Source organism: Methylosinus sp. LW3, assembly GCF_000527115.1.
Lineage (GTDB): Bacteria > Pseudomonadota > Alphaproteobacteria > Rhizobiales > Beijerinckiaceae > Methylosinus.
Genome location: NZ_AZUO01000002.1, coordinates 289,261 through 312,662 on the forward strand (window position 1 = coordinate 289,261; position 23,402 = coordinate 312,662).

Genomic DNA, 23,402 nt, shown 5'->3' on the forward strand with positions numbered 1-23,402 from the left:
AACTCCCGAGGTCGAACGATCGACAGAGAAAAAAGAGCGGCGATGGACATCATCGGCGAAGCGAGCGTCATTGCTCGCCGACGCGTCTCGTCAGATGAAAGGCGACCGTGGCGAAACCGCACCGAGCGTAGAAATCCTGCGCCGCGCGGTTGGCGCTGCCCGTCTCGAGAACGAGACTGGAGCAGAGGCCGCGCGCGGCGACGCCGCCGACGGAGTCGATCAGCGCCCTCCCGATTCCCCTGCCGCGATCGGCCTCCGCGATCACCAGATCCTCGATATGCGCATGGCGGCCGTAGACGAAATTCTCCCGCAAGTGATACCCCGCCAGACCGACCAGCGCGTCGCCTCGAAAGGCTCCGCACAGGCGGTAGCCACCGCTCTGCTGGCGCGCCATCTGGGCTTGGAAGGCGGCCCATTCCCCGAGATGCGGCCGCAATTCCCGCATCAGCCGGAGGCATGCCTCGTCGCCGACGGCGACGTCGTGGAACTCGAGGGCCGTCACGTCCTCGTCTCCGGCTCGGGCGCAACGACATACCGCATCCCGATCGCGAGACGATTCCAGAGATTGATGAGCCCGATGAGGAAGGTCAGGTCGACGATCTCTTTCTCGTTGAACGCCGCGACCAATGGTTCATAGTGTCGATCATCGGCATGGGTTGTCGCGACCAGCGTCAGCGCATCCGTCCATCCGAGGGCCGCTCGCTCGCGAGGCGAAAAGAGATCGCACTCCTCCCATGCGGCGAGCACGTACAATTTCTGCTCGCTCACGCCGCTCTTGCGTGCGTCGCGGGTATGAATGTCGAGACAGAAAGCACAGCCGTTGATCTGGGACGCCCGAACCTTGACGAGCTCGATCAAATCGCTTTCAAATCCAGATTTGCGGATCAGCGCGTCTATATTTGCGACAGAACGATAAATTTCCTGTGACACTTCCGATGGGATGAGACGTTTTGCGGACATGATTTGTCTTTCTAATGTCACTGCTGCTCGATGAGCCGACGTAGACTTTAAATGCGTCGGCGCATTTGTCTTGAGCCAAGACATCTCGATCGAGGTAGTCCAAGCTATGAACGATATGGGGCCGATTTTCGAATTCGTCGTCGATCGCTCGGATCGCGAGAGCGTCTACCGGCAGATCTACGAACGCATAAGATTAGCGATTTTGTCCGGAAGCCTCGCGGTCGGCGCCAAGCTTCCCTCCTCGCGAGCGCTCGCTGGACAATTGAACATTGCTCGCGGAACCGTGGACACCGCCTATCGCCTCCTTTCAGGAGAAGGATATGTCGTTTGCCGAGGCGCCGGAGGAACGATCGTTTCGCCCTTGGCCACGGTCGCCAACGCCTCATCCAATCGGGCCGACGCCGGCAAGACCGAATGGACGGACGCTTTCGACGGCGCCGCCAGTTCCCCACTCCCTTTCCAGATGGGGCTTCCCGCGGTCGACGTCTTTCCGCGGGCGCTCTGGTCTCGCCTGTGCGCCCGCCGCGCGCGACGCATCCACGCCGCGTCGATGGTCTATCCCGACATCGCCGGCCTGCCGGCGCTGCGGTATGCGATCAGCGCCTATCTGGGCATCTCACGCGGGATTGCCTGCTCGCCGGGCCAGGTGATTATCACGGGCGGCTATCAGGCCGCGCTCCATCTGATCGCCGAGATGATGATGCGGCCGGGCGACAAGATCTGGTTCGAGGATCCGGGATATCACAAGGCGAGACAGCTTTTGGAGGGGATGGGAGCCTCGATCGTCCCCGTTCCCGTCGACAACGACGGTATGAGAGTGGAAGACGCCATAAAGATAGCGCCTAATGCGCGCTTCGCTTTGGTGACTCCGGCACATCAGAGCCCGCTGAGCGTCTCACTGTCCTTCGCGCGGCGCGGCGCTTTGCTCGCCTGGGCCGCCCGCCAGCGCGCCTGGATCATCGAGGACGATTATGACAGCGAGTTCCGCTATGTCGGACAGCCGCTGCCGGCGCTCAAGAGCGCAGACCGCGAGGATCGCGTGATCTATACCGGCACTTTCAGCAAGGTCCTGTTTCCCTCGCTCCGCCTCGGATATCTGGTCGCGCCCGACGAGCTCGTCGGGCCGTTCCTCCGGTCGATCAGCCTGAACGACGCAGGTCGCTCGCCGCTCGAGCAGGCCGTCGTCGCCGATTTTCTGACGGAAGGGCATTTCGCGCGCCATCTCCATCGCATGCGCTCGCTCTATGCATCGCGGCGAGCCGCGCTGGCGCGCGCGTTGGAGATCGTTTTCGAGGACCGGATATCCGTCGACCTGCAGATGGGCGGACTGCACATCATCATTCGCTTCGGGCCGAGCTTCGACGACGTCGCGGCGGCGGAGGCCTGCGCCCACAAGGGATTGTCGGTCGTCGCCCTGTCGTCGCTCTCGCTGACGCGAGCCAGCGACCGCGGCCTGCTCCTCGCCTTCGCCAATGTGCCCGAAACGTCCGCGCTCTCGGCCTCCCGCCGTCTGGAGAACGCATTGTCCGATCTCCCGCCGATCGGGATCGAGCGCGCAGCGCCGCAGGAAGCGAATTGAGCGGCCATCGACCGCGCGGCGGGCATGGCTCCGCCGCCTCAACATGTCTCCACGCGATCTCCGCCGACGCCAGCGCGCGGGCGCCGCCTGCCGATCGCCACATAAAAGAGCGGCGTGAAGATCAAGCCGAACAATGTCACCCCGATCATGCCGGCGAACACGGTCACGCCGAGCGACTGACGCATTTCCGCGCCGGCGCCGGTCGCGAAGGCCAAGGGCAGCACGCCGAGGACGAAAGCCGCAGAGGTCATGAGGATCGGCCGCAGCCTCATTCCCGCCGCCTGGGCCGCGGCGACATGCGCCTCGACGCCTTCCGCCTCGGCCCGTCGCGCGAATTCGACGATCAAAATGGCGTTTTTCGCGGCGAGTCCCACCAGGACGACGAAACCGATCTGCGCCAATATGTCGACGTCGATCTGCCACAGCTCGAGCCCTGTCAGCGCCGCCAGAAGGCACATCGGCGCGATCAACATGATCGCCAGCGGAAACGTCCAGCTCTCATACAGCGCGGCGAGCGTCAGGAAAGCGAACAGCGCCGACGCCGCGAACACCAGAAGCGTCGTATCGCCATCCTTCTTCTGCTGATAGGAGAGATCGGTCCATTCGAAGTCGAAGCCGGCAGGGAGGCGCTCCCGCGCCAACGTCTCCATGGCGAGCAGCGCCCGGCTCGACGAAACGCCTTTGGCCGCGCCGCCGAGAATCTCCGCGGCGGGATAGAGATCGTAACGCGCCACGCGATAAGGCCCGGTCGTCTCGCGCACCTCGACGATCGAGCCGAGCGGAACCATCGAGCCGCCCTTGTTGCGCGCCTTCAGCCGACCGATATCGGCGCTGTCTGTCCGGAACGGCGAATCGGCCTGCGCGACGACCGGAAACGTTCGGCCGAGATAGTTGAAATCATTGACATAGACCGAGCCGAGATAAATCTGCAGCGTGTCCGCGACGGCGTCCGCCGGCACGCCGACCATCTCCGACCGCTTACGATCGATATCCACGAAGATCTTCGGCGTGCGCGTGTCGAACAGCGAGAAGACGTCGGCCAACTCGGAGCTTCGATCGGCGGCGGCGGCGAGGTCTCTCGCCGCTGCGGCGAGCGCTACGAGGCCATGCCCCTCTTTGTCTCGAACCATCATCTTGAATCCGCCGGCCGCGCCGAGACCGGGAACGGGCGCCGGCGGAATGGTGACGATGAACGCGCCGTCGATCTTGGACAGCCGCAGGCGTAGATCCTCCAATATCTTGTTCGTGTCGCGACCTCTCGCCAGGCGCTCCTCGAACGGCTCGAGCACCACGAAGATCGCGCCGGCGTTCGGGGGAAACGTATAGGTGGCGCCGTCGAGCCCGACATAGGGCGCGCCGTGGCGAACGCCCGGAACGCCGCCGATGATCCGCGTCGCCTCGCGCATGACGGCGTCCGTCCGGTCCAGAGTCGAACCGGGCGGCAATTGCACGAGTGTGATCAGATATCCCTGATCCTGATCGGGAATGAAGCCGGTCGGCGCGCCGCCGAACTTCCACGCGGTGAGGCCGATGAGCGCGAGATAGATCGCCAGCGTCGGACGCGCCGATTGCGCCATCCGTTCCGTGATCCGTCGGTAGACGGACGACATTGCGTCGAACCCGCTGTCGAAACGCGAGGACATGCGCTCGAGCATCCGGCGAGACGACACGGCGGGCGCCCGGGGAGACGCGACGCGCGCCTCGAGCAGCAGCGCGCAGAGCGCCGGGCTGAGAACGAGCGAGACGAGCAGAGAGATCAAGGTCGATGCGGCGATGGTGACCGCGAACTGGCGGAAGAACTGCCCATATATCCCCGACATCAAGAACGTCGGCAGAAAGACCGCTGTCAGCGTCAGCGCGATCGCGACGAGCGCGCCGCCGACCTCGTCGATCGTGTGATGCGCGGCCTCCCTCGGCGTGAGCCCGCGAGCGATGTGGCGCTCCGCGTTCTCGACGACGACGATCGCATCGTCGACGACGATACCGACCGCGAGCACGAGCCCGAACAGCGACAAATTATTGAGCGAATAGCCGACCGCCGACAGAATCGCGAGCGCGCCGATGAGCGATATCGGAATCGCCACGATCGGGATGAGCGACGTGCGCCAGCTCCGAAGGAAGACGATTACGATCAGCGTCACCAGCCCCGCGGCTTCCGCGATCGTCTTCAGAACCTCGCGAATCGATTGCCGGATGTATTCGGTCGGATCATAGACGATCGAATATCCGAGCCCGTCCGGAAAGGAGGCCGATAGCGCTTTCATCTTCGCTTTCAGCCGATCGACGGTGGCGAGCGCATTGGCGCCGGGCTGCTGGAATATCCAAAGCGGCACCGACTCGAGATGATCGAGATAGGCGGTCGTGCTGTAGTCCTGCGCCGCGAGCTCGACGCGCGCGACATCCCCGAGACGCGTGATGCGCCCGGCGCCGTCGCTCTTGACGACGATGTCCTCGAATTGTCGCGGCTCGACGAGCCGACCGGTCGCTTCGACATTGATCTGGAATGCGCTCGGCGAACTGGTCGGAGGTCCGTTGAGCAGCCCGGCCGACGTCTGCAGATTTTGCGCCCTGATCGCAGCGACGACCTCGCTCGCGAGCATGTCGCGAGCCGCGATCTTGTCCGGATCGAGCCAGACGCGCATCGCCAGTCTCCGTCCCCCGAAAAGCTGGACCTCGCCCACGCCCTCGATCTGGACGAGGACGTCTCTTATCTGCAGAGCCGCATAATTCGAGATCGCGAAGCGATCGAGCGCGCCGCTCGGCGAGAAGAGATGGATGACCATCAGCATGTCCGGCGAAACCTTCTTCACCGTCACGCCGAGCCGACGCACCTCTTCTGGAAGACGCGCGAGCGCCGGCGCCAGCCGATTTTGAACCTGCGTCTGAGCGATTTCGAGATTGGTCCCCAATCTGAACGTGATGGTCGTCGTCAGCCGGCCGTCTCCGGTCGACTGGCTGTTCATGTACATCATATTTTCGACGCCGTTGATCTGCTCCTCCAGCAAAGTCGCGACAGTTTCGCCGACGACTTCCGCGGACGCGCCGGGAAAGCTCGCATTGACCTGAATCGTCGGAGGGACGATGTCGGGATATTGCGTGACGGGCAGCCGGAAATAGCCGATCGTCCCGGCGATCGTGACCATAGTGGCGAGCACGATCGCAAAAATTGGCCGCTCGACGAAGAAATGAGAGAAAGTCATCACACTCTGCTCAATGCGCGGTCGCTTCGATCCGCCCGTCCCGAACGCTGACTCTGTTGCCTGGCCGGCTGCGGCTGGGTCCTTCGACGATAACGCGATCGCTCGCGTCGAGCCCGCGGCGAATGACCCGCAGGCCGTCGACGAGCGGTCCGGTCTCCACCTTTTTGCCGACGACCTTTCCTCCCTCCTCGACCACGAGCACGGTCTTTCCCGCCTGATCGGCCGATAGGGAAGAGTCCGAGACCAGCATGACGGAATGCGGCCTCGAAGCGGGCAGGCGGACTCGCGCGAACTGGCCCGGCGTGAGCGAATGGTCGCGATTGTCGAGGGTCGCGCGCATGCGAATAGTGCCCGTGTTCCGATCGAGGCTGTTGTCGACGAAAACGAGATGGCCCAACCGACTCCATTCGGATTCGTCGATCAGGCGGGCGCGGACCTCGATCTCCGCGAGGGGATCGAGCCGGCTCTCGGCGGAGCGTAGATAAGCGACATAATCCGCTTCGCTCAGATCGAATTCCAGATAGATCGGATCGAGCGACACGATGGTCGCCAGAGGCGTGGCCTCGGCCCCGCCGCTATTGACGAAATCTCCTATCGACACCCGCCGCGCTCCGATGCGGCCGTCGAAGGGCGCCGTGACGCGGCTGAACTCCAAGTCGAGTTGCGCGGCCTCCACCGCCGCTTCGGCCTGCTCCACGGCGCCTTCCGCATCCCTCAATTGCTGCAGGCGCAGATCATGCTCCTCCTCGGAGATATAATGTGTGCGCCGAAGAGCCGAGCTCCTCTCGATCTTCTTTCTCGCGAGATCGAGCTGCGAAGAGGCGATCTTGCGTTGCGCGCTCGCCTTTCGGAGCTGAATCTGGAACGGCCGCGGATCGATGGCGAAGAGGAGGTCGCCCTTGCGAACCATCTGACCGTCCTTCGCCCGAATCTCCGTCAAATAGCCGCCGACGCGCGCGATCAGCTCCACACGGTCGACCGCCCGCAAGCGCCCCGTTTGCGTGATCCAATCCACCACCTCGCGAGCGACGGGCGCGGCGACCGTCACCACTGGAGGCGCCGCCTCCGCAGGAGCCCCGGCAGGCTTCGACGACGACGAAAACAATCGATCGGGAGAGCCGACGAGCGACCCGGCGCCCATGACGCAGGCCATGAGGCCCAGAGCCTGCCACCTGCGCCGCCCGCGCATTTTCGACATGCGACACATGCTGCCTCCGCATTTTACGCATGAGCATCGCAGCCGCCAGCGCCTAGGTATATGGCCAAGACGCTTCAAATCGATTGGACCAAGAATGCGCGGCCCAGATATCCGTATTATCACGCATATCGATCGCCTCAGAGAACTTGGCCTAGTTGAAAAACTCATTCATGTCTCTATACGCAGAGCAGAGCCTGTATTAGTAAATGCGACGTGAAGAATTTAGATTTCACTTCGCAGATATAGTAAAACCTCGAACGACACCGAGCATAAATGCTCGCAGAGGCGCCGCGCCAGCGGGTTCGACGCTGAGGGCGTATGCCCGCGAAGCGGTTCGACTGGCCGGCGCGGCTCGGAAACGACATCGTCACATATCATTTGGAGGCTTCACGACATGACACAGATCGACGTCGACATCGTCATCGAGCGCTCCCACGACCGCGCAACGAGACCCGCGCCGATATGGTCCGGATGGCTCGAGGCCGACGACCTTCAGAGCCTGACCGAGCATCGGCTGCTCGTCGCGCTGCGCGCCGGAGAGATCGATCTTCGCGGCCTGCGCATCCTGCTCGTTCAGCACCATCTCTATTCGCGACACTTCACGCGCTATCTGACGGCTCTAATCAGCCGCCTGTCGAGCTTCGACGACGTCCGCAGCCTCACCGAGAATCTGCTGGAGGAACTCGGCGTGGAGGGCGGAAGCGAGCTGACTCACGCCGAGCTGCTGCAGCGCTCGCTTCGATCGATCGGCGCCGAGACACACAAGGCTACGCCGCTTCCGCAAACGAACGCGCTCATCGAGACGATGTTGCGCCATTGCCGCTCGGTCGATCCTCTCGACGGTCTCGCCGCGCTCGGCCTCGGCGCGGAGTCGATCGTGCCTCTGCTCTACAGCCCGATCGCCGACGCTCTAACGGCGCAGGGCTTCGACGACGATACGCTCGAATTTTTCCGGTTGCACATCGCCGAGGACGAAGGGCATGCGCTCGCCATATTCGCTATTCTCGAAAGACTGACCTCGAATCGGCCGTCCGCCCATGCGCGGGCGAGGTCCGTCGGGCGCGAGGTGATCGACCGGCGCGCCGAGATGTTCGACGCGATCTGGAACGAGATCCAGAGCGGCGCCGCGGCGGATGAGCCTGCCGGGACGATCGGCCGCTCGTCCTCGGCCGACTTCTGGCGCGTCCCCCCGAAGCTGTCTGCGCAAGCGCACGAACGTCTGAGACATGCCTCGGTGATCGCGGAGCAGGATTCCGGATCGTCACGCTTCTCGGACGAGCGCAATCACAAGGTGCATATCGTGGATTTGCCCACGCACACGATCAGCATGACGATCGGACGTCTCGATCCGTCGCAATCGACGCGCATGCATCGTCACAACTACGAGACCGTCATCTATGTGATCGCCGGGCAGGGATTTTCCCGCATCGGTTCGCGCGTCGTCGACTGGAAGGCCGGAGACGCGGTCTATGTTCCCGTCTGGGCGGCCCATCAGCACGTGAACACGGGCGCGATCGAATGCGTCTACGTCGCGTGCGAGAACGCGCCCCTGCTGCAAAATCTCGGCTCGATCGCGCTGCGGGAAGAACTCGCGCCGGCCGCCGAGTAAGCAAACCACGACGCGCATCGCCTCGACATCGGAAACGCACGGTCGGTGGATTCGGCCGATCGGCTCCGCTTGCGCATATCGTCGGAGAACCGCAATGACTCTCGCTCAATATTCGCGTCCGAGCGCCGAAGCGGGCCATGAAGCCGCGGCGTCGCCCGCGGTCGCCGCCACGTCGCCATGGATCAATCTCGCGGCCCGCCTGGTCGCGGAGAAGCACGAATGCCGCAAGCCCTGCTTCGTCGGCCCACAGGGCGAATTGAGCTACGCGGAGCTCGATCGGGAAATGCGCCGCGCAGCATCGGCTTTGACCTTGCTCGGCGCGCGCGCCGGCGACCGCATCTTCATCGCGCTCGACGACGGCTTCGAGCTGGCGACGATCTTCTACGCCGGCCTCGCGATCGGGGCGATCCCCGTCGTCTTCAATCCGAAGCTCGACGCCAGATCCTCAGTCGAGGTGCTGAACGACTGCGCGCCCGTTCTGGCGTTCTGCAAGCCCGCCTACCTCGACACACTCGAAGCGGCCTGTTGGTCGACGGGCGGACGCACGCGCGCGCTCGTCGCCGCCCCCGGCGAGCGCGGCCATATCGATTGGCGACCGGCCGAAGCCGACCCGAATTGGCGCGACTTCGTATATCGCGACGTCGAGCAGACAGCGCTCATTCAGTATACGTCGGGCACCACGACGGGGCGCCCGAAGGGCGTCGCGCATTCGAGCCGCGGAGCGCTCGCCGCCTGCGAGCAGCTTGCGGCGCGACGCCTCGGCCTGACATCGGAGGATGTGATCTATTCCGTGTCGAAGACGTTCTTCGGCTACGGAATGGGCAACAGCCTGTTCTTTCCCCTCTATGTCGGCGCGACCGCCGTGCTCGACCCGCGCTGGCCGACACGGGAGACCGTGATGGAGAATCTGACGCGCCATTGCGTCACGGCGCTATTCGCAGTGCCGACGGTCTTTCGAATGCTGCTCGCGGCCGACCGGCCGCATTGCGCGCTTCGTCTCGCATTGTCCGCCGGCGCTCCCTTGTCCGCGCGCATTCGATCGGCCTGGCGCGCACATTTCGGCCTGCCCGTTCACGACAGCATCGGCGCGACGGAGCTCTTCCATATCTTCGCCACCACCTATCCCGACTCAGCCGCCATGGACGGTCTCGGCGGCATGGTCGGCGACTGGCGATCGGTCATCGTCGACGCCGACGAGCGTGTCGTGGCGCCGGGCGAGATCGGCGTCCTGCTCGTGCAATCCTCGGCGCGCGCGCTCGGCTATTGGAGCCGGTCCGCCGAGACCGTCCAGCGCTTCGACGATCCTCGCTTCGGAATAGGCTGGTTCCGCACCGGCGATCTCTTCAGCCAGGATGCGTCCGGCCGCCTTCACTTCCATGGTCGCGAGGATGATCGCTTCAAGGTGTACGGGCGCTGGATCATTCCCGGCGATATCGAGGCGTTCGTCGCGCGACATCTTCCGGATCTCGACGAGGTCGTTCTGGCTCCCGGCCGCGGCGGCGACGGGGAACTGCGGCCAGTCCTGTTCCTGCGGGCCGAAGGCTCTTCGCTCGACGCGGCCGCCGAGCGCGTCGCCTCGCTGCTTCGCGCCAATTACGACAGCTATCAATGTCCCGCGCTCTACTTGTCTTTCGGCGGGGCGCCGCCCCTGTCGAGCAATGGCAAGCTCGATCGCCGCGCATTGAGCGAGCGGGCGAACGCGGCCTTCGCGAATGAGGCGAGCGCGCTGGTCAGGGAGGGCGTATAGCCATGCTCGACGTCGATAGTCTCACATCCTATGCCGCGGCAGGCTACGCGCGGGCGCCGTTGTCGCGGCGCCTGCCGCTGCCGAGAGCGGCGCCATCGGCGATCTACCGAGCTCTCGCGCATAGTCGCGATCATTTCCTGTTCGAGACGCGCGAGCGCATCGGAGACGACGGCGAGACATGGTCGCCACGCATGTCGGTGATCGGGCTCGAATGCAGCGAACGTATCGAAGTCGACGGCAAGCGTCTGGTCAGACGGCGTGGGGACACTGTCCTCGAGGAGACGAGCGACGCAGATCCGCTCGCTCTGCTGCAACGGCTCCTGGCGAGCCGGCGGGCGCCGCGGATCGCCGGGTCGCCGGAATTTTGCGGCGGACTCTTCGGCTACTTCGGATTCGAGACGGCGCGGATGATCGAGCCGCGTCTCGACCGTCGCCCGAGAAAGCCGAAGCCCTACGAGCTTCCGGAAATCGCACTTCTGATCGCCGAGAACACGATCGTGTTCGATCATTCGAGCCGCCATGTCGAGATCGTCATCGACCTTGCGATCGGCGGCCTCCCGCGAAGCGAGATCGCCCGTCGTCGAGACGAAGGGCTGGCGCGGATCGACGAGCTGTGTCAGCGCCTGGAGAGCGTCGACTTCGAGGACGAAGCGATCGCACCGGAGGGCGATCGACGACAGCCGAATGATCCGACCTATGTCTTTCCACAACAGCTTTTCGAGGCGGCGACGGAGAAGGCGCGAGACTATATCGCCGATGGCGACATCATGCAGGTGGTGCTGTCACAGCGCTCGACGAGACAGCTGCGATGCGAGGGCATCGACTATTACCGCGCTTTGACGAGCGTTTGCGGCGGCCCTTACAGCTATTTGCTGACGCTCGGCGACGCTCGGGTCGTCGGCGTGTCGCCGGAGACGCTGTTCCGTCTCCGCGACGGCGCCGTCGTCAGTCGCCCCATGGCCGGAACGCGGCGGCGCGGGGCGGATGCGGTCGAAGATCTGAGGCTCGAGGTCGAGCTGCGCGCAGACCCGAAGGAAAACGCCGAGCATATGATGCTGGTCGACCTCGCGCGCAACGATCTCGGCCGCGTCTGCGAGGTCGGCAGCGTCGAGGTCGCCTCCAAGCTCGTCGTCGAGCGCTATTCTCATGTGATGCATCTGGTTTCCACCGTGATCGGAAGGGCGATTCGCCAGCTCGACGGCGTCGACGTGCTGCGAAGCGCTTTTCCGGCCGGCACGCTGAGCGGCGCTCCGAAGATCCGGGCGCTGGAGATCATCGACGAGTTGGAGCCTTGCGGTCGCGGAGTCTATGGCGGCGCGATCGGATATCTCGGCTGGGACGGCGACGCCGACTTCGCGATCGCCATTCGCACGGCCGTGCTGAAGGACGGCGTGCTGCAAATGCAGGCCGGCGCAGGCATCGTCCATGATTCCGTTCCGCGGCGGGAATGGCAGGAGACGATCGAGAAAGGCCGGCTGCTCACGACGGCGGCCGCGCTCGCCGAGGCGATTCGATGTCCCGCGCGAAGCGCGCAGTTCCCGAGCCGCCGGACGGACTCGGCAGACTCGAGGATAACTGCAAATGCACCTCATGATCGATAATTACGACTCCTTCACCTACAACATCGTTCAATCTTTCGGCATCCTCGGCGCTTCGGTCGTCGTTCGTCGCAGTGACCAGATCTCGCTCGACGAGATCGCCGAGTTGAAGCCGGAGTCTCTCATCATTTCTCCGGGCCCCTGCACGCCGAGCCAGGCCGGCGTGTCCGTGGCGGCGATCCGCCGCTTCGCCGGCGGGCTGCCGATGCTCGGCGTCTGCCTTGGACATCAATGCATTTCGGTGGCGTTCGGCGGCTCTATTCGACGAGCCTCAGAAGTCGTTCACGGAAAAGTCTCGAAGGTGACGCACGATGGCCGCGGGCTCTTTCACCGGATACCGCAAGGCTTCGCGGTCGGCCGCTATCATTCGCTCGTCGTCGACGATCTGCCCGATTGCATCGTCGTCAGGGCGCGCGAGCATTGCACTGACGGACGCGACGGCGAGATCATGGCGCTAGAGCACGCCGAATTGCCGATCTGGGGGCTGCAATTCCATCCGGAATCCGTTCTGACCGAGCATGGTTTGAAGCTGCTCGACAATTATCTGAACCTCGTCGCAGGGTTCAACGGGTGCAGAACGTCGAAAAAGGTTGTGTCGCAAATTTTGTCTACGGAGTGTTGATTTCCACTGAGAGCTGACCCAGGCAGCACGAGTTTTTCCACCGAGAACTGACCCATGTTCGAACCTTTCCCCCTCGAGCGTCGCGGGGGACCTTGGAGTGATCGACATGGAGTTATTGAGCGTCATCCGACGCTGGCGATATCGGCAGGAGTTCTCGATCCGGGAGATTGCGCGACGCACGGGGCTGTCACGCAATACCATGCGCAAATACCTGCGTTCGGACAGCGTCGAGCCGCGGTTCGCCACGCCCGATCGACCGAGCCGGCTCGACCCGTTCGCCGATAAGCTGGCGCACATGCTGCGTCACGAGGCCGCAAAATCGCGCAAGCAGAAGCGGACGGTCAAGCAGTTGCACGCGGATCTGGTCGCCCTCGGCTACGACGGTTCCTACAATCGCGTGGCGGCCTTCGCGCGCGAGTGGAAGGAGGCGCGGCATTGGGAGCAGCAGACCTGTGGGCGCGGCGCGTTCGTGCCGCTGACGTTTCTGCCCGGCGAGGCGTTCCAGTTCGACTGGTCGGAGGATTGGGCGATCATCGCGGGCGAACGGACGAAGTTGCAGGTCGCCCAGTTCAAGCTCTCCTACAGCCGCGCATTCTTCCTCCGCGCCTACCCGCAACAGACGCATGAGATGCTGTTCGACGCCCACAATCACGCCTTCCGCGTGCTGGGCGGCGCGCCCCGGTGAGGTGTCTATGACAACATGCGCACCGCGATCGACAAGATCGGGCGTGGCAAAGAACGCCAGGTCAACGCCCGCTTCGCCGCCATGGTCAGCCACTTCCTGTTCGAGGCCGCATTCTGCAATCCGGCCTCCGGCTGGGAAAAGGGGCAAATCGAGAAGAACGTTCAGGATGCTCGTCATCGCCTCTGGCAGCCGATCCCGAGCTTTCCGTCGCTGGCGGCGCTCAACGACTGGCTGGAGGCGCGATGCCGCGAGCTGTGGACCGAGATTGGGCACAGCGCGCAGCCGGGGACGATCGCGGAGGCCAAATCCCGCGGAGGCTTGGCGCGAGGAGGTTCCGCAACTGATGCAGCCTCCGCGGCCATTCGACGGCTTCGTCGAACACACCAAGCGGGTCACGCCGACGTGCCTGATCCATCTGGACCGCAATCGCTACAGCGTGCCGGCCTCCTTCGCCAATCGCCCCGTCAGCGTGCGGGTCTACCCCGAGCGCGTTGTCGTCGCCGAGGGGCAGATCGTGTGCGAGCACTCCCGCGTCTTCGCCCGGTCGCATAACGACAAGAGCGTGACCGTCTACGACTGGCGGCATTACCTCTCCGTCATCCAGCGCAAGCCGGGCGCGCTGCGCAACGGCGCGCCCTTCGCGGAACTGCCGGTCGCCTTACGGACGCTGCAACAGCGCATGCTCGAGAAGGCGGGAGGCGACCGTGAGATGGTCGAGATTTTGGCTCTGGTCCTACAGCACGACGAGCAGGCCGTGCTGACCGCCGTCCAATTGGCGCTGGAGGCCGGCGCGCCGACCAAGACGCACATCTTGAACCTGTTGCATCGCTTGGTGGACGGCAAGCCGGTCGACGCGCCGCCCGTGAAGCCGCCCAACGCGCTGACGCTCCCCACCGAGCCGCAGGCCAATGTCGAGCGTTACGACGCGCTGCGCAAAGGTCGGGAGGCGCGCCATGCGTCATAATCCCGCCGCCGGCGCCATCGTCATCATGCTGCGCAGTCTCAAAATGCACGGCATGGCGCAAGCCGTCAGCGAGCTGACCGAGCAAGGCTCCCCGGCCTTCGAGGCCGCGCTGCCGATCCTGTCGCAACTCTNGAAGGCGGANACCGCCGACCGGGANGTGAGATCGATCGCCTACCAGCTCGAGGCCGCGCGGTTCCCGAACTATCGCGATCTCGCCGGCTTCGACTTCGCCAGCAGTGAGGTCAACGAGGCGCTCGCGCGCCAGCTTCATCGCTGCGAGTTCCTCGAGGATGCGCATAACGCCGTCCTGGTCGGGGGACCTGGTACGGGCAAGACGCATCTGGCGACAGCGATCGGCGTCCAGGCGATCCAGCATCACAGAAAGCGCGTCCGGTTCTTCTCCACCATCGAGCTTGTCAACGCGCTCGAAGCGGAAAAGCACCAGGGCAAGTCCGGGCAGATCGCAGGGCGGCTCGTTCATTCCGATCTCGTCATCCTCGATGAGCTCGGCTACCTGCCGTTCAGCGGCTCCGGCGGGGCGCTGCTGTTCCATCTGCTGAGCAAGCTCTACGAGCGGACCAGCGTCATCATCACGACAAATCTCAGCTTCGGCGAATGGGCCGCCGTCTTCGGGGACGCCAAGATGACGACGGCTCTGCTCGATCGCCTCACTCACCGCTGCCACATCCTCGAAACCGGGAACGACAGCTTCCGGTTCAAGGACAGCTCCGCGAAGGCGGACAAACCTGCAAAGGAGAAGACCAAAACTTGACGACCGACTGACTCACAAGCCATCTTCAACCCGGGTCGGTTCTCAACGGAAATCCTGGGTCAAATCTCGACGGAAATCGACACCCCTTTAGTCGTCGCCTCGACGAGCCTGCGCCCCGCGGGGCGCGGGCCTCGCGAGCTCGATGATCTCTTCAGTGATCTCCTCCTGACGTGTTTGCCGATGCCGCGCCTCCAGTCGCTCGAGCGTCTTGTGCGCATTGTCGCGGGCTTCGATCATCGCGCGCATTCGCGCCTCGTTCTCCGCCGCGAAGGACAGCACCGCCGCCTCGCATAATTCGGCGAAGACATATTCTTGCGCGAGGCCCTCGACGAGCGCGCGCGGCGGCAATGTGACGAGGGGCGGAACCGCGGCGGACGCCGGCGGAAAGCGGGCGAGGTCGAGCGGCACGAGCGAGCGCGCGACGATCTCGATTCCGGCGGCGCCCGGCGCGCCGTGGATGAGCGTCACGCGATCGGCGAGCCCCTCCCCCAGGCGTCCATAAAGCTCTTGCGCGATGCGGTCGGCGAGCGACGGCGCGTCATCGACGCGCGACGCCATTGGCAGAGTCCAATCGGCCCGTGATCCGCGCTCTTGCGCGAGCGTCGCGCCGCGCTCGCCGAGGATGAACAGAGCGGGCCGCTCGACGCCGTCAGCGAACCGCGCCGCCGCGTCGAGGATGCGCTCGTTGAATGCGCCGACGAAGCCGCGCTCCGAGCAGAACGCCAGGACGATATGGCCGCCGGCCGGCCGGCGCTCCGAGGCGAGCCGCGACGGCGGCGCTTCCTCGCTCAGCGCCAGCGCCGCGCAGATGGCGTCGCCCAACGTCCCCGCATAGGCGCGCACGCCGGAAAGACGCGATTGGGCTTCGCGCGTTCGGATGGCGGCGACGCCGCGCATCGCCGTGATGACGCTCTCGAGCTGCCGGGTCGCGACGATGTGGACCTTGATGTCGGCGGAGCGCTCGCTCATGAGGGACGCGCCGCGAGCTCTGTCGAAAGATCGCGCACCCGCGCCACGAGATCCGCGCGCATGGCGTCGTCGAGCGGGGCGTGACGGGAGATCGCCGCGACGCTCGGCGCGGCGACCGAGTCGAGATGCGCGGGAAGCCTCGCGGTCAGCGCAGGAATGGCTCGCGCCGGAAGGGAATCGAGAACGCCGGCGTCGAGCGCCGCGAGCAGAGCGACCTGATCGGCGAGGCGCAGCGGCGAAAAGCGCGGCTGCGTCAGCAGGCCGCGAATGCGCTCGCCCCGCGTCAGCTCCCGCTCGATGCGGGCGTTCGACATGCCGCCGAAGCGCGAGAACATCTCGAGCTCCAGAAACTGCGTGTATTGCAGACGCAATCGTCCCGAGACGTCGCGCAAGGCGTCCGGCTGCGCGCGGCCGCCGACTCGGCTGACCGAGAGGCCGACATCGACGGCCGGACGATGGTTCGCGGCGAACAAGCGGCGGTCGAGCACGATCTGTCCATCGGTGATGGAGATCAGATTGGTGGGAATATAGGCCGAGAGATTGCCGGAATCGGTCTCGGCGATCGGCAGCGCCGTGAGCGAGCCGCCGCCGAACGCCTTCGACAATTTCGCGGCGCGCTCCAAGAGTCGCGCATGGACGTAGAAGATATCGCCGGGATAGGCTTCGCGTCCGGGAGGCTCCCGGGTCAGCAGGGCGAGCTCGCGATGCGTGACCGCATGCTTGCTCAAATCGTCGATGACCACGAGCGCATGGCCGCCGCGATCACGGAAGAACTCCGCCATGGCGAAGCCCGCGAAAGGCGCGATCCATTGCAGGCCAGGCGGCGAAGCGGCGGGCGCGACGACGAAGATCGTGCGATCGGCGGCTCCTCCGCTCCTCACCGCCTCGATCGCGCGCTCGACCGAGGTCGTCCGCTGGCCGACGGCGACATAGACGCAGACGATGTCCGAGCGGCGCTGGTTGATGATGGCGTCGATGGCGATCGAGGTCTTGCCGGTGGCGTGATCGCCGATGACGAGCTCGCGCTGACCACGCCCCAGGGCGAACATGGAGTCGACGACCAATAGGCCGGTCTCGACGGGCTCGGTCACGAGATCGCGCGCGATGATGCTCGGCGCGTCGCGCTCGACGGGATGAAAGGCGGCGGCGGCGATCGGCTCGCCGCCGTCGAGTGGCCGGCCCAGCGGATCGACGACGCGCCCGAGCAGCCCCTCCCCGACCGGCGTGCGCGCGACCTCGCCGGTCGCGAAGACGCGCGCGCCGGCTTCGATCTCGTCGCCCGGATCGAGCAGCACCACGCCGACCCGATCCGCTTCGAGCACGCGCGCGAATCCGAGCTGGCCGGTCTCGAAACGCAGCAGCTCGTCGAGCGCGACCTGCGGCAGGCCGGAGACGAAGGCGATTCCGTCCGCATAGCTCTCGATGCGGCCGACCGTCTCGACCTTGGGCCCGAGATCGATCCTCGCAACCGCCTCGCGGCCGCGCGCGAGCCATTCGGCGACGGCCGGCTCATCGCTCATTTTCCGGCTCCGTCAGCAAGGTCGCGGAAATTTGCTCGAGATCGGCGCGCAGGCTGTTGCGAATGCCGGTGTGGGCGTTCTCCAATTCGAGGCCGGCGAGCAATGTCGGATCGACGCGAAGCTCGAATTTCAGCGGGTGGCCGAAGGCGCTTTCGAGCCTGCCGCGACACAGCGCGTCCTCCTCGGCGGTGAGCGGACGCGGCGCGGTCAGTATGGGCTCGCCGCGCGCGGCGAAATCGGCGCGCGCGGATTCCGGCAGAGCCGCGACCGCGTCCGCGAGACCGTCGATGAAGCCGGCGACGCGGGATGATGCAGGCAAGCGTTCGAGCAGACGCCGTGCAATGTCGACGGCGAGCAGGCTCGCGCGCTCGGCTTCGGCGCGACGGGCCGATCGTTCCGCGCGCTCGATCTCGGTCCGCATGTCCGCTCGCATGCGATCGGCGTCGGCCCTGGCGACCTCGAGCAGCCGGTCTCGCGCGTCCTTCGCCTCCGTCGTGGCGGCGTGGATCGTCGCCGCGCGATCGGCCGCCATCGCGTCGACGGCGGCGCGCGCGCGTTCTTCCAGAGTCAGGGCCGAGGCTTTGGCGGCGGCGGCGTCGTCCAGGAGCCGCCGGGCCATCGCCTCGCGCTCGGCGAGGATCGATGCGATGGGGCGGAAAAGGAAGCGGGAGAGCAGCCAGATCAACACGAGGGCGTTGACGGTCTGCAAACCGAGCGTCCACCAGTCGATCTGCATGCCTGCGAACGCCCTATTTGACGAAAGGATTGGCAAAGAGAAGCAGAAGCGCGATCACGAGACAGTAGATCGCCATGGTCTCGATCATCGCGAGGCCGACGAACAGAGTGCGCGACAGGACGCCAGCGGCCTCCGGCTGACGCGCGATCGCCTCCATGGCGGCCGCAACGGCCTTGCCTTCCGCGAGGGCGGGACCGATCGCTCCGAAGGACACGGCGACGGCGGCGGCGATCACGCTGATATATTGAATGTCGTCCATTCTTCCTCGCTCTCGTCTAGCCGCGCGCCCGCGAGCCGTGTCCATCGACCGCCGAGCCGATGAACACCATGGCGAGCGTCGCAAAAATGTAGGCCTGAACCGCGCCGGTCAGCAAATCGAGCGCCATCAGCGGAATCGGCACGAGCAGACCCGCGAGCGACAGCACGACGCCGATGACGAACACGCCGCTCATGATGTTCCCGAACAAGCGGACGACCAGCGAGAAGGTCCGCGTGATCTGCTCGACGAGATTGAGCGGGATCATGATGATGCTCGGCTCGGCGAATGTCGCGAGATAGCCGAGCGGGCCGCGCGTGCGCAGGCCGTGATAGATGGTCGCGAAGAAGACGATCAGAGCCAGCGCCGCATCGGTTTCGAGCCGCGCCGTCGGCGGCTCCACGCCGGGGACGAGCGACGACCAATTGGCGACGAGCACGAAGAGGAAGATCGTTCCGAGCAAGGCGCGATAGGGGGCTGGGTCCACGCCGATCGTGTCTCTTATCTGCTGGTCGAGCGTCTCGACGATAAGCTCGAGCGCGGATTGTCCGGTCCCCGGCCGCAACGAGAGCCGCCGAGTTACGAGAAGGCTCGCGAGAGCGAGCGCCGCCATCAGCGCCCAAGTGACGATGACGGGCTTGCTGACGGGCACGGGTCCGAGCTGGAAGCCGGGCTCGAGCGCGAGCGGCGAGGATTTCATTCGAGGCCCCTCAGACGACGCAGGACGGCGCGGCGCGCCGCGAGCAGTCCCAGCGCGCCGGAGAGCAGAGCGAGGGCGCCGATCTTCGCGAGGGCTGCGAGCGCCGCGGCGAGCGCGACGAAGCGCGCTATGAGCAAGAGAATGGCCTTCGGCGTCATCCCCTGCTCGAAGAGGGCGACATTCCAACGCAGGGCCCGGAAGTAAGCGAGGCCCGCGGCGAATCCCGCGCCCGCGCCGAGGACGAGCTGGAGAGCGAGCGGGGCGGCGGAAACGGTCATTGGCGCGACATCCATTTCCAGGCGAGCCAGAGGCCGGCTCCGGCGCCGATCATGACGAGAGGCGCGGAGAAGAAGACGCCCATGTCGTACATCTTGTCCAGCCAACGTCCGAGGAACAGCCCCGCGAGCGCCGGCAGGACGATGGTCCAGCCGAGAACGCCGATCTGCCCCAGTCGGCGTCCGAGCGAGGGCTCGGCGTTCCTGCGCTGCATCTCGCGCCGCTCGGCGGCCAGTTGCGAGGCCTCCGCCATCGAATCGCGCTCCCGTTCGGGGCCGGCCTCGCTCATGGCGCGTCCTTTCCATCGCCAAACAATTCCGAGGCGCCGGACGGACGCAGATAGCGGACGAGGCGACGCACGGCGCTGACGTGCAGCCGCGTCTCCTCGACGCGCGCGCGCGCCGCCGCGTCCTTCTCGGCCGCGCGCGCGGCGCGCACCTCGGCGTCGAGCTTGCGCAGATCGCGACCGAGAAGTCCCTCCCGGCAGGCGACCGACACGCTCTCTCCGCCCCTGACGGTCAGCACGCCCCCCCGGATCGCGCAATAGCGCTCGGCGCCGTCGGCGGATCGCCAGCGCAGGACCGAAGGCGGCAGCACCGTCAGCAGATCGGCGTGGCCCGGCAGCAAGCCGAAACCGCCGCTCTCGTCCTCGGCGCGGACGGATCGCACGCCGGCTTCGTCGAGCAGCACGGCGTTCGGCGTGGTGATGGCGAGCCGCAATGCTCTGCTCACGGCCGGCCTCCCGCCGCCTCGGCGTCCATGCGCGCGGCAGCTTTCTCCTTCTGCTCCGCCTCGTCGATGGACCCGACCATATAGAAGGAGCTCTCTCGCCAATCGTCGCAGGCGCCGGAGAGAATAGCGCCGCAGCCGGCGAGCGTGTCGGCGAGGGGAACCGAGCGGCCAAGCGCTCCGGTGAAGGCCTCGGTGACGGTGAAAGGCTGGGTCAGGAAGCGCTGGAGGCGCCGCGCGCGCCCGACGATCTTGCGGTCCTCAGCTGCGAGCTCCTCGACGCCGAGCAAGGCGATGACGTCCTGCAGCTCGAGATAATGCTCGATCACCCGGCGGACCTCGGTCGCGACTTCGGCGTGCGCCTCGCCGACGACCAGCGGATCGAGCAGCACGGAGGAGGAAGCGATCGGATCGATCGCCGGATACATGCCCTCGGCCGCCATTTGTCGGGAGAGTACGATCATGCTGTCGATGTGGGTGGCGATCGTCGTCACCGCAGGATCGGTGAAATCATCCGCGGGAACATAGACCGCCTCGATCGCCGTCACGCCGACCCCGCCGACCGAGGCGATCCGCTCGTGCAGGGCCGCCACTTCGCTCGCCAGCGTCGGCTGATAGCCGACGCGCGACGGCAATCGACCCAGGAGGCCCGACACTTCGGCCCCGGCCTGGACGAAGCGGAAGATATTGTCCATCAGCAGCAGCACGTTCTGGCGCTGCTCGTCGCGGAAATATTCCGCGATGGTGAGAGCGGCGAGCGGCGCCCGCCAGCGCGCGCCGGGGGGCTCGTTCATCTGGCCATAGACCAGAACCGTACGCTCGAGCACGCCGGAGCGGCCCATGTCTCGCAGAAGCTCATGGCCCTCGCGCGAGCGCTCGCCGACGCCGGCGAACACCGATACGCCCCGATAGCCCGTCACCATCGCGTGAATGAGCTCCATCACGAGCACGGTCTTGCCGACGCCCGCCCCGCCGAACATGGCGGCCTTGCCGCCCTGAGCGATGGGCGTCAGCAGGTCGATGATCTTGATCCCCGTCGCGAAAATCTCACCGCCGCTCGGCCTCTGGGCCAGCGGCGGGGGCGCGCGATGGATCGGCCGGCGCGGCGCGTCCGCCGGCAGCGGCGGTCCATTGTCGCCGATCGCTCCCGTCACATCGATCAGCCGTCCGAGCGTCGCGTCGCCGACCGGAATCTCGATCGGCCCGCCGGTCGCTCTCACCCGGCGTCCGCGCGACAGGCCGACCGTCGATTGCAGAGCGATGGCCTGGACGCTGTTCCGGTCGAGATGAGCCTGCACCTCGGCGTAGATTTCACGTCCGCCGTCGGCCTCGACGAGCAAGGCGTCCTCGATCGCCGGCAATTCGCCCTTCTCGAAGCGCACGTCGATCACGGCGCCGCGAACGGCCGAGACCGTGCCGTGACGCGCCGCGCTCGCGTGAGAAGAAGCCGCCTCGTTCATTTGCACGCCGATCGAGCATCTCGCCGATTGGTTCGAAATCCTGGACATTCTAGCGCGAAAGCGCCCAAGTCGCCGAGACCCTGGCGGTGAGCCGTCGCACGCCGGGCCGAAGACGCAGAAACGCCGCTCCGCTCGCGGAAGCCAAGGGCTCCGTTCGGCCGTTCGCCTCTGTGGCCGAAACCGCCTCCTGGTGATCGATTTCGATGATACGGCCGAGCTTGGCGCCCACGGCCTCGACATAGTTTCTCGCCCGCTGTTCCGCATCTTTCACCGCAGCGATCCGCAGTCGTTCGAGGCGCGTCCTTTCGTCGCTGACGACGAATTCCACGCCGCGAAGGTCGTTCGAGCCGGCGTCGATCGCCCGAGACAGCAAAGACGCGGCCTCATCGAGCGAATTCACCGTCACGCTCAACTCGCTTCGCGCCCGAAAGCCCCTGGAGACGTGCTTTCCATGCGCGCCGCGCGGCGCGGCTTCCTCCGTCGCGACCGACTGGAGCGTCACGCCGACGACGCGAATGTCGTCGATCGGCACGCCTTGCCGAACGAGGCCGTCCGATAAGGAGCGCGTCTTCCGCTCATTCTCGGTCACGGCCTCGGTCGCGGTGAGCCGATCCGCGACAATGTCCAGGTGGAGGATCGCTCGATCGGGAAGCGCCTCCTCCGAGGCTTCTCCCGTCACGGAAATATGCGGAAGAGTGTCCTTCAATGTCTCGGCCGAAGCGCTCGCGAGAAGGAGCGCGCTCGACAAGGCTGCGGCGAGTATTCGGGTCATCGACTTGCCTCGCTCGACGCCGCTGGCGGCGAAATCGCACGCTCCACGCTTCCGGCTTCCCCCGACTCGGCGCACCGAAGCCTCGGCGACTGGCGGAGCGTGGACTTTATCACGCTACATATCGCCCCAGCTTCACAAAACGACGAAAAAGCAAGAGAACGGCGCTCGAGCTCGTTCGCGCTACAGTCCCGACTTCAATCGGATCGAGAAGGCATTCTCCAAGCTCAAAGCTCTGCTCCGGAAAGCCCCCGAGCGAACCGTCGACGCCCTATGGAACAGGATCGGCTCAATGCTGAAGGAGCTCTCCTCCGCCGAATGTGCAAATTTCTTCTCCGCCCTCGAAAATCTACATTCCCCCACGATATTGCATGGTCTCACGAGGAGGCCGTCGCAATGAGCACGCTGACCAAGCTCGCGCTCGGCATGATGGGGCGGCTGCGTCCGAAACCTGCGCGAGACGCCGCTGCGGCGCAGATCGCGCTTCCCCCTCCGCATAAGGAAGGCGGCATGCCATTGATGGAGGCGATCGCCGAGCGGCGTTCGTCCCGAGAATTCGCGCCGGACGAGCTGCCCTTGCAGCTCCTGTCCGACCTGCTGTGGGCCGCGGACGGGGTGAATCGAGCCGAAGGCGGACGGACCGCGCCCTCCGCTTTGGACGCTCAGGAAATCGACGTCTATGTCGCGCTGCCCTCGGGCGCTTATCTCTACGTCGCCGCGGCGCACGCCCTGGGGTTGGTCGCAGCGAGCGACATGAGGCGCGTGACCGGCTATCAGGATTTCGTCGACGAAGCGCCGCTCGATCTGGTGTTCGTCGCCGACCATACGAGAATGGCGCTCGTGCCGGTCGCTCAGCGCGAGAGCTTCGCCTCGTTCGCGGCCGGCGCGATCTCGCAGAATGTGTATTTGTTCGCGGCGAGCGCGGGCCTCGCCACTGTGATCCGCGCCTGGATCGATCGCGAGGCGATCGCGCAGGCGCTGGGGCTCGGCCACGACCATCAGGTGCTTTTGTCGCAGACGATCGGCTTTCCGAAGAAGATGGAGTGAACTCCC

Annotated in this window: 21 protein-coding genes and 2 pseudogenes; 9 read left to right on the forward strand and 14 right to left on the reverse strand. The window is 65.5% G+C overall.

Annotated elements, in window-relative coordinates:
- Window positions 1-67 precede the first annotated feature (67 nt).
- Together METLW3_RS0121230 and METLW3_RS0121235 are read right to left on the reverse strand one after the other, a co-directional pair.
- On the reverse strand, window positions 68-502 hold the full coding sequence (locus tag METLW3_RS0121230; RefSeq protein ID WP_024881796.1) for a GNAT family N-acetyltransferase: 435 nt from the start codon (window positions 500-502) through the stop codon (window positions 68-70).
- Window positions 499-960: a carboxymuconolactone decarboxylase family protein gene (locus METLW3_RS0121235; RefSeq protein WP_024881797.1), complete on the reverse strand. Its 462-nt coding sequence runs from the start codon at window positions 958-960 to the stop codon at window positions 499-501. The genes METLW3_RS0121230 and METLW3_RS0121235 overlap by 4 nt, the downstream gene beginning before the upstream one ends.
- A 70-nt stretch (window positions 961-1,030) precedes the next feature.
- On the opposite strand from METLW3_RS0121235, the gene METLW3_RS0121240 reads away from it, so the two are divergent.
- Window positions 1,031-2,539: a PLP-dependent aminotransferase family protein gene (locus METLW3_RS0121240; protein WP_198022819.1), complete on the forward strand. Its 1,509-nt coding sequence runs from the start codon at window positions 1,031-1,033 to the stop codon at window positions 2,537-2,539.
- 38 nt (window positions 2,540-2,577) lie between these two features.
- On the opposite strand, the gene METLW3_RS0121245 is transcribed toward METLW3_RS0121240, so the two are convergent.
- Both METLW3_RS0121245 and METLW3_RS0121250 read right to left on the reverse strand, forming a co-directional pair.
- Complete coding sequence (locus METLW3_RS0121245) at window positions 2,578-5,739, reverse strand: efflux RND transporter permease subunit (protein ID WP_024881799.1); 3,162 nt, start codon at window positions 5,737-5,739, stop codon at window positions 2,578-2,580.
- A 10-nt stretch (window positions 5,740-5,749) separates the two neighbouring features.
- Window positions 5,750-6,946 (reverse strand): efflux RND transporter periplasmic adaptor subunit, encoded by a 1,197-nt coding sequence (locus METLW3_RS0121250; protein ID WP_198022821.1) that lies wholly within the window; start codon window positions 6,944-6,946, stop codon window positions 5,750-5,752.
- Between the two features lie 385 nt (window positions 6,947-7,331).
- Between METLW3_RS0121250 and METLW3_RS28915 the strand changes: the two genes are divergently transcribed.
- From METLW3_RS28915 to istB, 6 genes and pseudogenes are all read left to right on the forward strand, one after another.
- On the forward strand, window positions 7,332-8,546 hold the full coding sequence (locus tag METLW3_RS28915) for an iron-containing redox enzyme family protein (protein WP_198022823.1): 1,215 nt from the start codon (window positions 7,332-7,334) through the stop codon (window positions 8,544-8,546).
- Between the two features lie 94 nt (window positions 8,547-8,640).
- Entirely contained in the window at window positions 8,641-10,293 is a 1,653-nt protein-coding gene (locus METLW3_RS0121265) for an AMP-binding protein (protein ID WP_024881801.1), read from the forward strand.
- A 2-nt stretch (window positions 10,294-10,295) separates the two neighbouring features.
- Window positions 10,296-11,894 carry an anthranilate synthase component I family protein gene (locus tag METLW3_RS27755; RefSeq protein WP_024881802.1) on the forward strand — a complete coding sequence of 533 codons (1,599 nt, stop codon included), beginning with the start codon at window positions 10,296-10,298 and terminating at the stop codon, window positions 11,892-11,894.
- Entirely contained in the window at window positions 11,875-12,513 is a 639-nt protein-coding gene (locus METLW3_RS26115; RefSeq protein ID WP_051465561.1) for an aminodeoxychorismate/anthranilate synthase component II, read from the forward strand. The genes METLW3_RS27755 and METLW3_RS26115 overlap by 20 nt, the downstream gene beginning before the upstream one ends.
- Before the next feature lie 106 nt (window positions 12,514-12,619).
- Window positions 12,620-14,162: pseudogene (gene istA, locus METLW3_RS26120) on the forward strand (IS21 family transposase).
- A complete protein-coding gene (gene istB / locus METLW3_RS0121285; protein ID WP_024881803.1) occupies window positions 14,152-14,934 on the forward strand; it encodes an IS21-like element helper ATPase IstB in 783 nt (260 codons plus the stop codon). Before istA ends, istB begins: the two are co-directional and overlap by 11 nt.
- A gap of 87 nt (window positions 14,935-15,021) precedes the next feature.
- Here the strand turns inward: istB and METLW3_RS0121290 are convergent, their stop codons facing one another.
- From METLW3_RS0121290 to METLW3_RS0121335, 10 genes are read right to left on the reverse strand one after another with little or no spacing between them, the layout of a single operon-like run.
- Window positions 15,022-15,903, reverse strand: a complete 882-nt coding sequence (locus METLW3_RS0121290; protein WP_024881804.1) for a F0F1 ATP synthase subunit gamma — start codon at window positions 15,901-15,903, stop codon at window positions 15,022-15,024.
- Entirely contained in the window at window positions 15,900-17,423 is a 1,524-nt protein-coding gene (locus METLW3_RS0121295; RefSeq protein WP_024881805.1) for a F0F1 ATP synthase subunit alpha, read from the reverse strand. The genes METLW3_RS0121290 and METLW3_RS0121295 overlap by 4 nt, the downstream gene beginning before the upstream one ends.
- Window positions 17,413-18,159 carry an ATP synthase F0 subunit B gene (locus METLW3_RS0121300; protein WP_024881806.1) on the reverse strand — a complete coding sequence of 249 codons (747 nt, stop codon included), beginning with the start codon at window positions 18,157-18,159 and terminating at the stop codon, window positions 17,413-17,415. Before METLW3_RS0121300 ends, METLW3_RS0121295 begins: the two co-directional genes overlap by 11 nt.
- A 13-nt stretch (window positions 18,160-18,172) precedes the next feature.
- Window positions 18,173-18,418: a F0F1 ATP synthase subunit C gene (locus METLW3_RS0121305; RefSeq protein WP_003611173.1), complete on the reverse strand. Its 246-nt coding sequence runs from the start codon at window positions 18,416-18,418 to the stop codon at window positions 18,173-18,175.
- 16 nt (window positions 18,419-18,434) lie between these two features.
- The gene (locus METLW3_RS0121310; protein ID WP_024881807.1) at window positions 18,435-19,115 is read right to left on the reverse strand and encodes a F0F1 ATP synthase subunit A; all 681 of its coding nucleotides are present in this window, start codon (window positions 19,113-19,115) and stop codon (window positions 18,435-18,437) included.
- Window positions 19,112-19,393, reverse strand: a complete 282-nt coding sequence (locus METLW3_RS0121315; protein WP_036310067.1) for an ATP synthase subunit I — start codon at window positions 19,391-19,393, stop codon at window positions 19,112-19,114. The genes METLW3_RS0121310 and METLW3_RS0121315 overlap by 4 nt, the downstream gene beginning before the upstream one ends.
- Window positions 19,390-19,680, reverse strand: coding sequence for an AtpZ/AtpI family protein (locus tag METLW3_RS0121320; protein WP_024881809.1), 291 nt, complete (start codon window positions 19,678-19,680; stop codon window positions 19,390-19,392). Before METLW3_RS0121320 ends, METLW3_RS0121315 begins: the two co-directional genes overlap by 4 nt.
- Window positions 19,677-20,123: a F0F1 ATP synthase subunit epsilon gene (locus tag METLW3_RS0121325; protein ID WP_024881810.1), complete on the reverse strand. Its 447-nt coding sequence runs from the start codon at window positions 20,121-20,123 to the stop codon at window positions 19,677-19,679. The genes METLW3_RS0121320 and METLW3_RS0121325 overlap by 4 nt, the downstream gene beginning before the upstream one ends.
- Complete coding sequence (gene atpD, locus METLW3_RS0121330) at window positions 20,120-21,580, reverse strand: F0F1 ATP synthase subunit beta (RefSeq protein WP_024881811.1); 1,461 nt, start codon at window positions 21,578-21,580, stop codon at window positions 20,120-20,122. The genes METLW3_RS0121325 and atpD overlap by 4 nt, the downstream gene beginning before the upstream one ends.
- A 49-nt stretch (window positions 21,581-21,629) precedes the next feature.
- Entirely contained in the window at window positions 21,630-22,352 is a 723-nt protein-coding gene (locus METLW3_RS0121335) for an SIMPL domain-containing protein (RefSeq protein WP_024881812.1), read from the reverse strand.
- A 181-nt stretch (window positions 22,353-22,533) separates the two neighbouring features.
- On the opposite strand from METLW3_RS0121335, the pseudogene METLW3_RS29165 reads away from it, so the two are divergent.
- Window positions 22,534-22,749, forward strand: a pseudogene (locus METLW3_RS29165) (hypothetical protein); the annotation flags it as partial.
- Window positions 22,746-23,396 (forward strand): SagB/ThcOx family dehydrogenase, encoded by a 651-nt coding sequence (locus METLW3_RS0121340; RefSeq protein ID WP_024881813.1) that lies wholly within the window; start codon window positions 22,746-22,748, stop codon window positions 23,394-23,396. The pseudogene METLW3_RS29165 and the gene METLW3_RS0121340, both read left to right, overlap by 4 nt.
- The last annotated feature ends 6 nt before the right edge of the window (window positions 23,397-23,402 follow it).

Bases quoted from the DNA above. Each gene is read 5' to 3' on its own strand.
- METLW3_RS0121310 (WP_024881807.1), bottom strand. From the start codon at position 19,115: ATGAAATCCTCGCCGCTCGCGCTCGAGCCCGGCTTCCAGCTCGGACCC.
- METLW3_RS0121320 (WP_024881809.1), bottom strand. From the start codon at position 19,680: ATGAGCGAGGCCGGCCCCGAACGGGAGCGCGATTCGATGGCGGAGGCC.
- METLW3_RS0121250 (WP_198022821.1), bottom strand. From the start codon at position 6,946: ATGTGTCGCATGTCGAAAATGCGCGGGCGGCGCAGGTGGCAGGCTCTG.
- METLW3_RS0121315 (WP_036310067.1), bottom strand. From the start codon at position 19,393: ATGACCGTTTCCGCCGCCCCGCTCGCTCTCCAGCTCGTCCTCGGCGCG.
- METLW3_RS0121235 (WP_024881797.1), bottom strand. From the start codon at position 960: ATGTCCGCAAAACGTCTCATCCCATCGGAAGTGTCACAGGAAATTTAT.
- METLW3_RS0121295 (WP_024881805.1), bottom strand. From the start codon at position 17,423: ATGAGCGATGAGCCGGCCGTCGCCGAATGGCTCGCGCGCGGCCGCGAG.
- METLW3_RS28915 (WP_198022823.1), top strand. From the start codon at position 7,332: ATGACACAGATCGACGTCGACATCGTCATCGAGCGCTCCCACGACCGC.
- METLW3_RS0121290 (WP_024881804.1), bottom strand. From the start codon at position 15,903: ATGAGCGAGCGCTCCGCCGACATCAAGGTCCACATCGTCGCGACCCGG.
- METLW3_RS0121305 (WP_003611173.1), bottom strand. From the start codon at position 18,418: ATGGACGACATTCAATATATCAGCGTGATCGCCGCCGCCGTCGCCGTG.
- METLW3_RS0121340 (WP_024881813.1), top strand. From the start codon at position 22,746: ATGAGCACGCTGACCAAGCTCGCGCTCGGCATGATGGGGCGGCTGCGT.
- METLW3_RS0121300 (WP_024881806.1), bottom strand. From the start codon at position 18,159: ATGCAGATCGACTGGTGGACGCTCGGTTTGCAGACCGTCAACGCCCTC.
- METLW3_RS27755 (WP_024881802.1), top strand. From the start codon at position 10,296: ATGCTCGACGTCGATAGTCTCACATCCTATGCCGCGGCAGGCTACGCG.
- atpD (WP_024881811.1), bottom strand. From the start codon at position 21,580: ATGAACGAGGCGGCTTCTTCTCACGCGAGCGCGGCGCGTCACGGCACG.
- METLW3_RS0121335 (WP_024881812.1), bottom strand. From the start codon at position 22,352: ATGACCCGAATACTCGCCGCAGCCTTGTCGAGCGCGCTCCTTCTCGCG.
- METLW3_RS0121265 (WP_024881801.1), top strand. From the start codon at position 8,641: ATGACTCTCGCTCAATATTCGCGTCCGAGCGCCGAAGCGGGCCATGAA.
- METLW3_RS0121245 (WP_024881799.1), bottom strand. From the start codon at position 5,739: ATGACTTTCTCTCATTTCTTCGTCGAGCGGCCAATTTTTGCGATCGTG.
- METLW3_RS26115 (WP_051465561.1), top strand. From the start codon at position 11,875: ATGCACCTCATGATCGATAATTACGACTCCTTCACCTACAACATCGTT.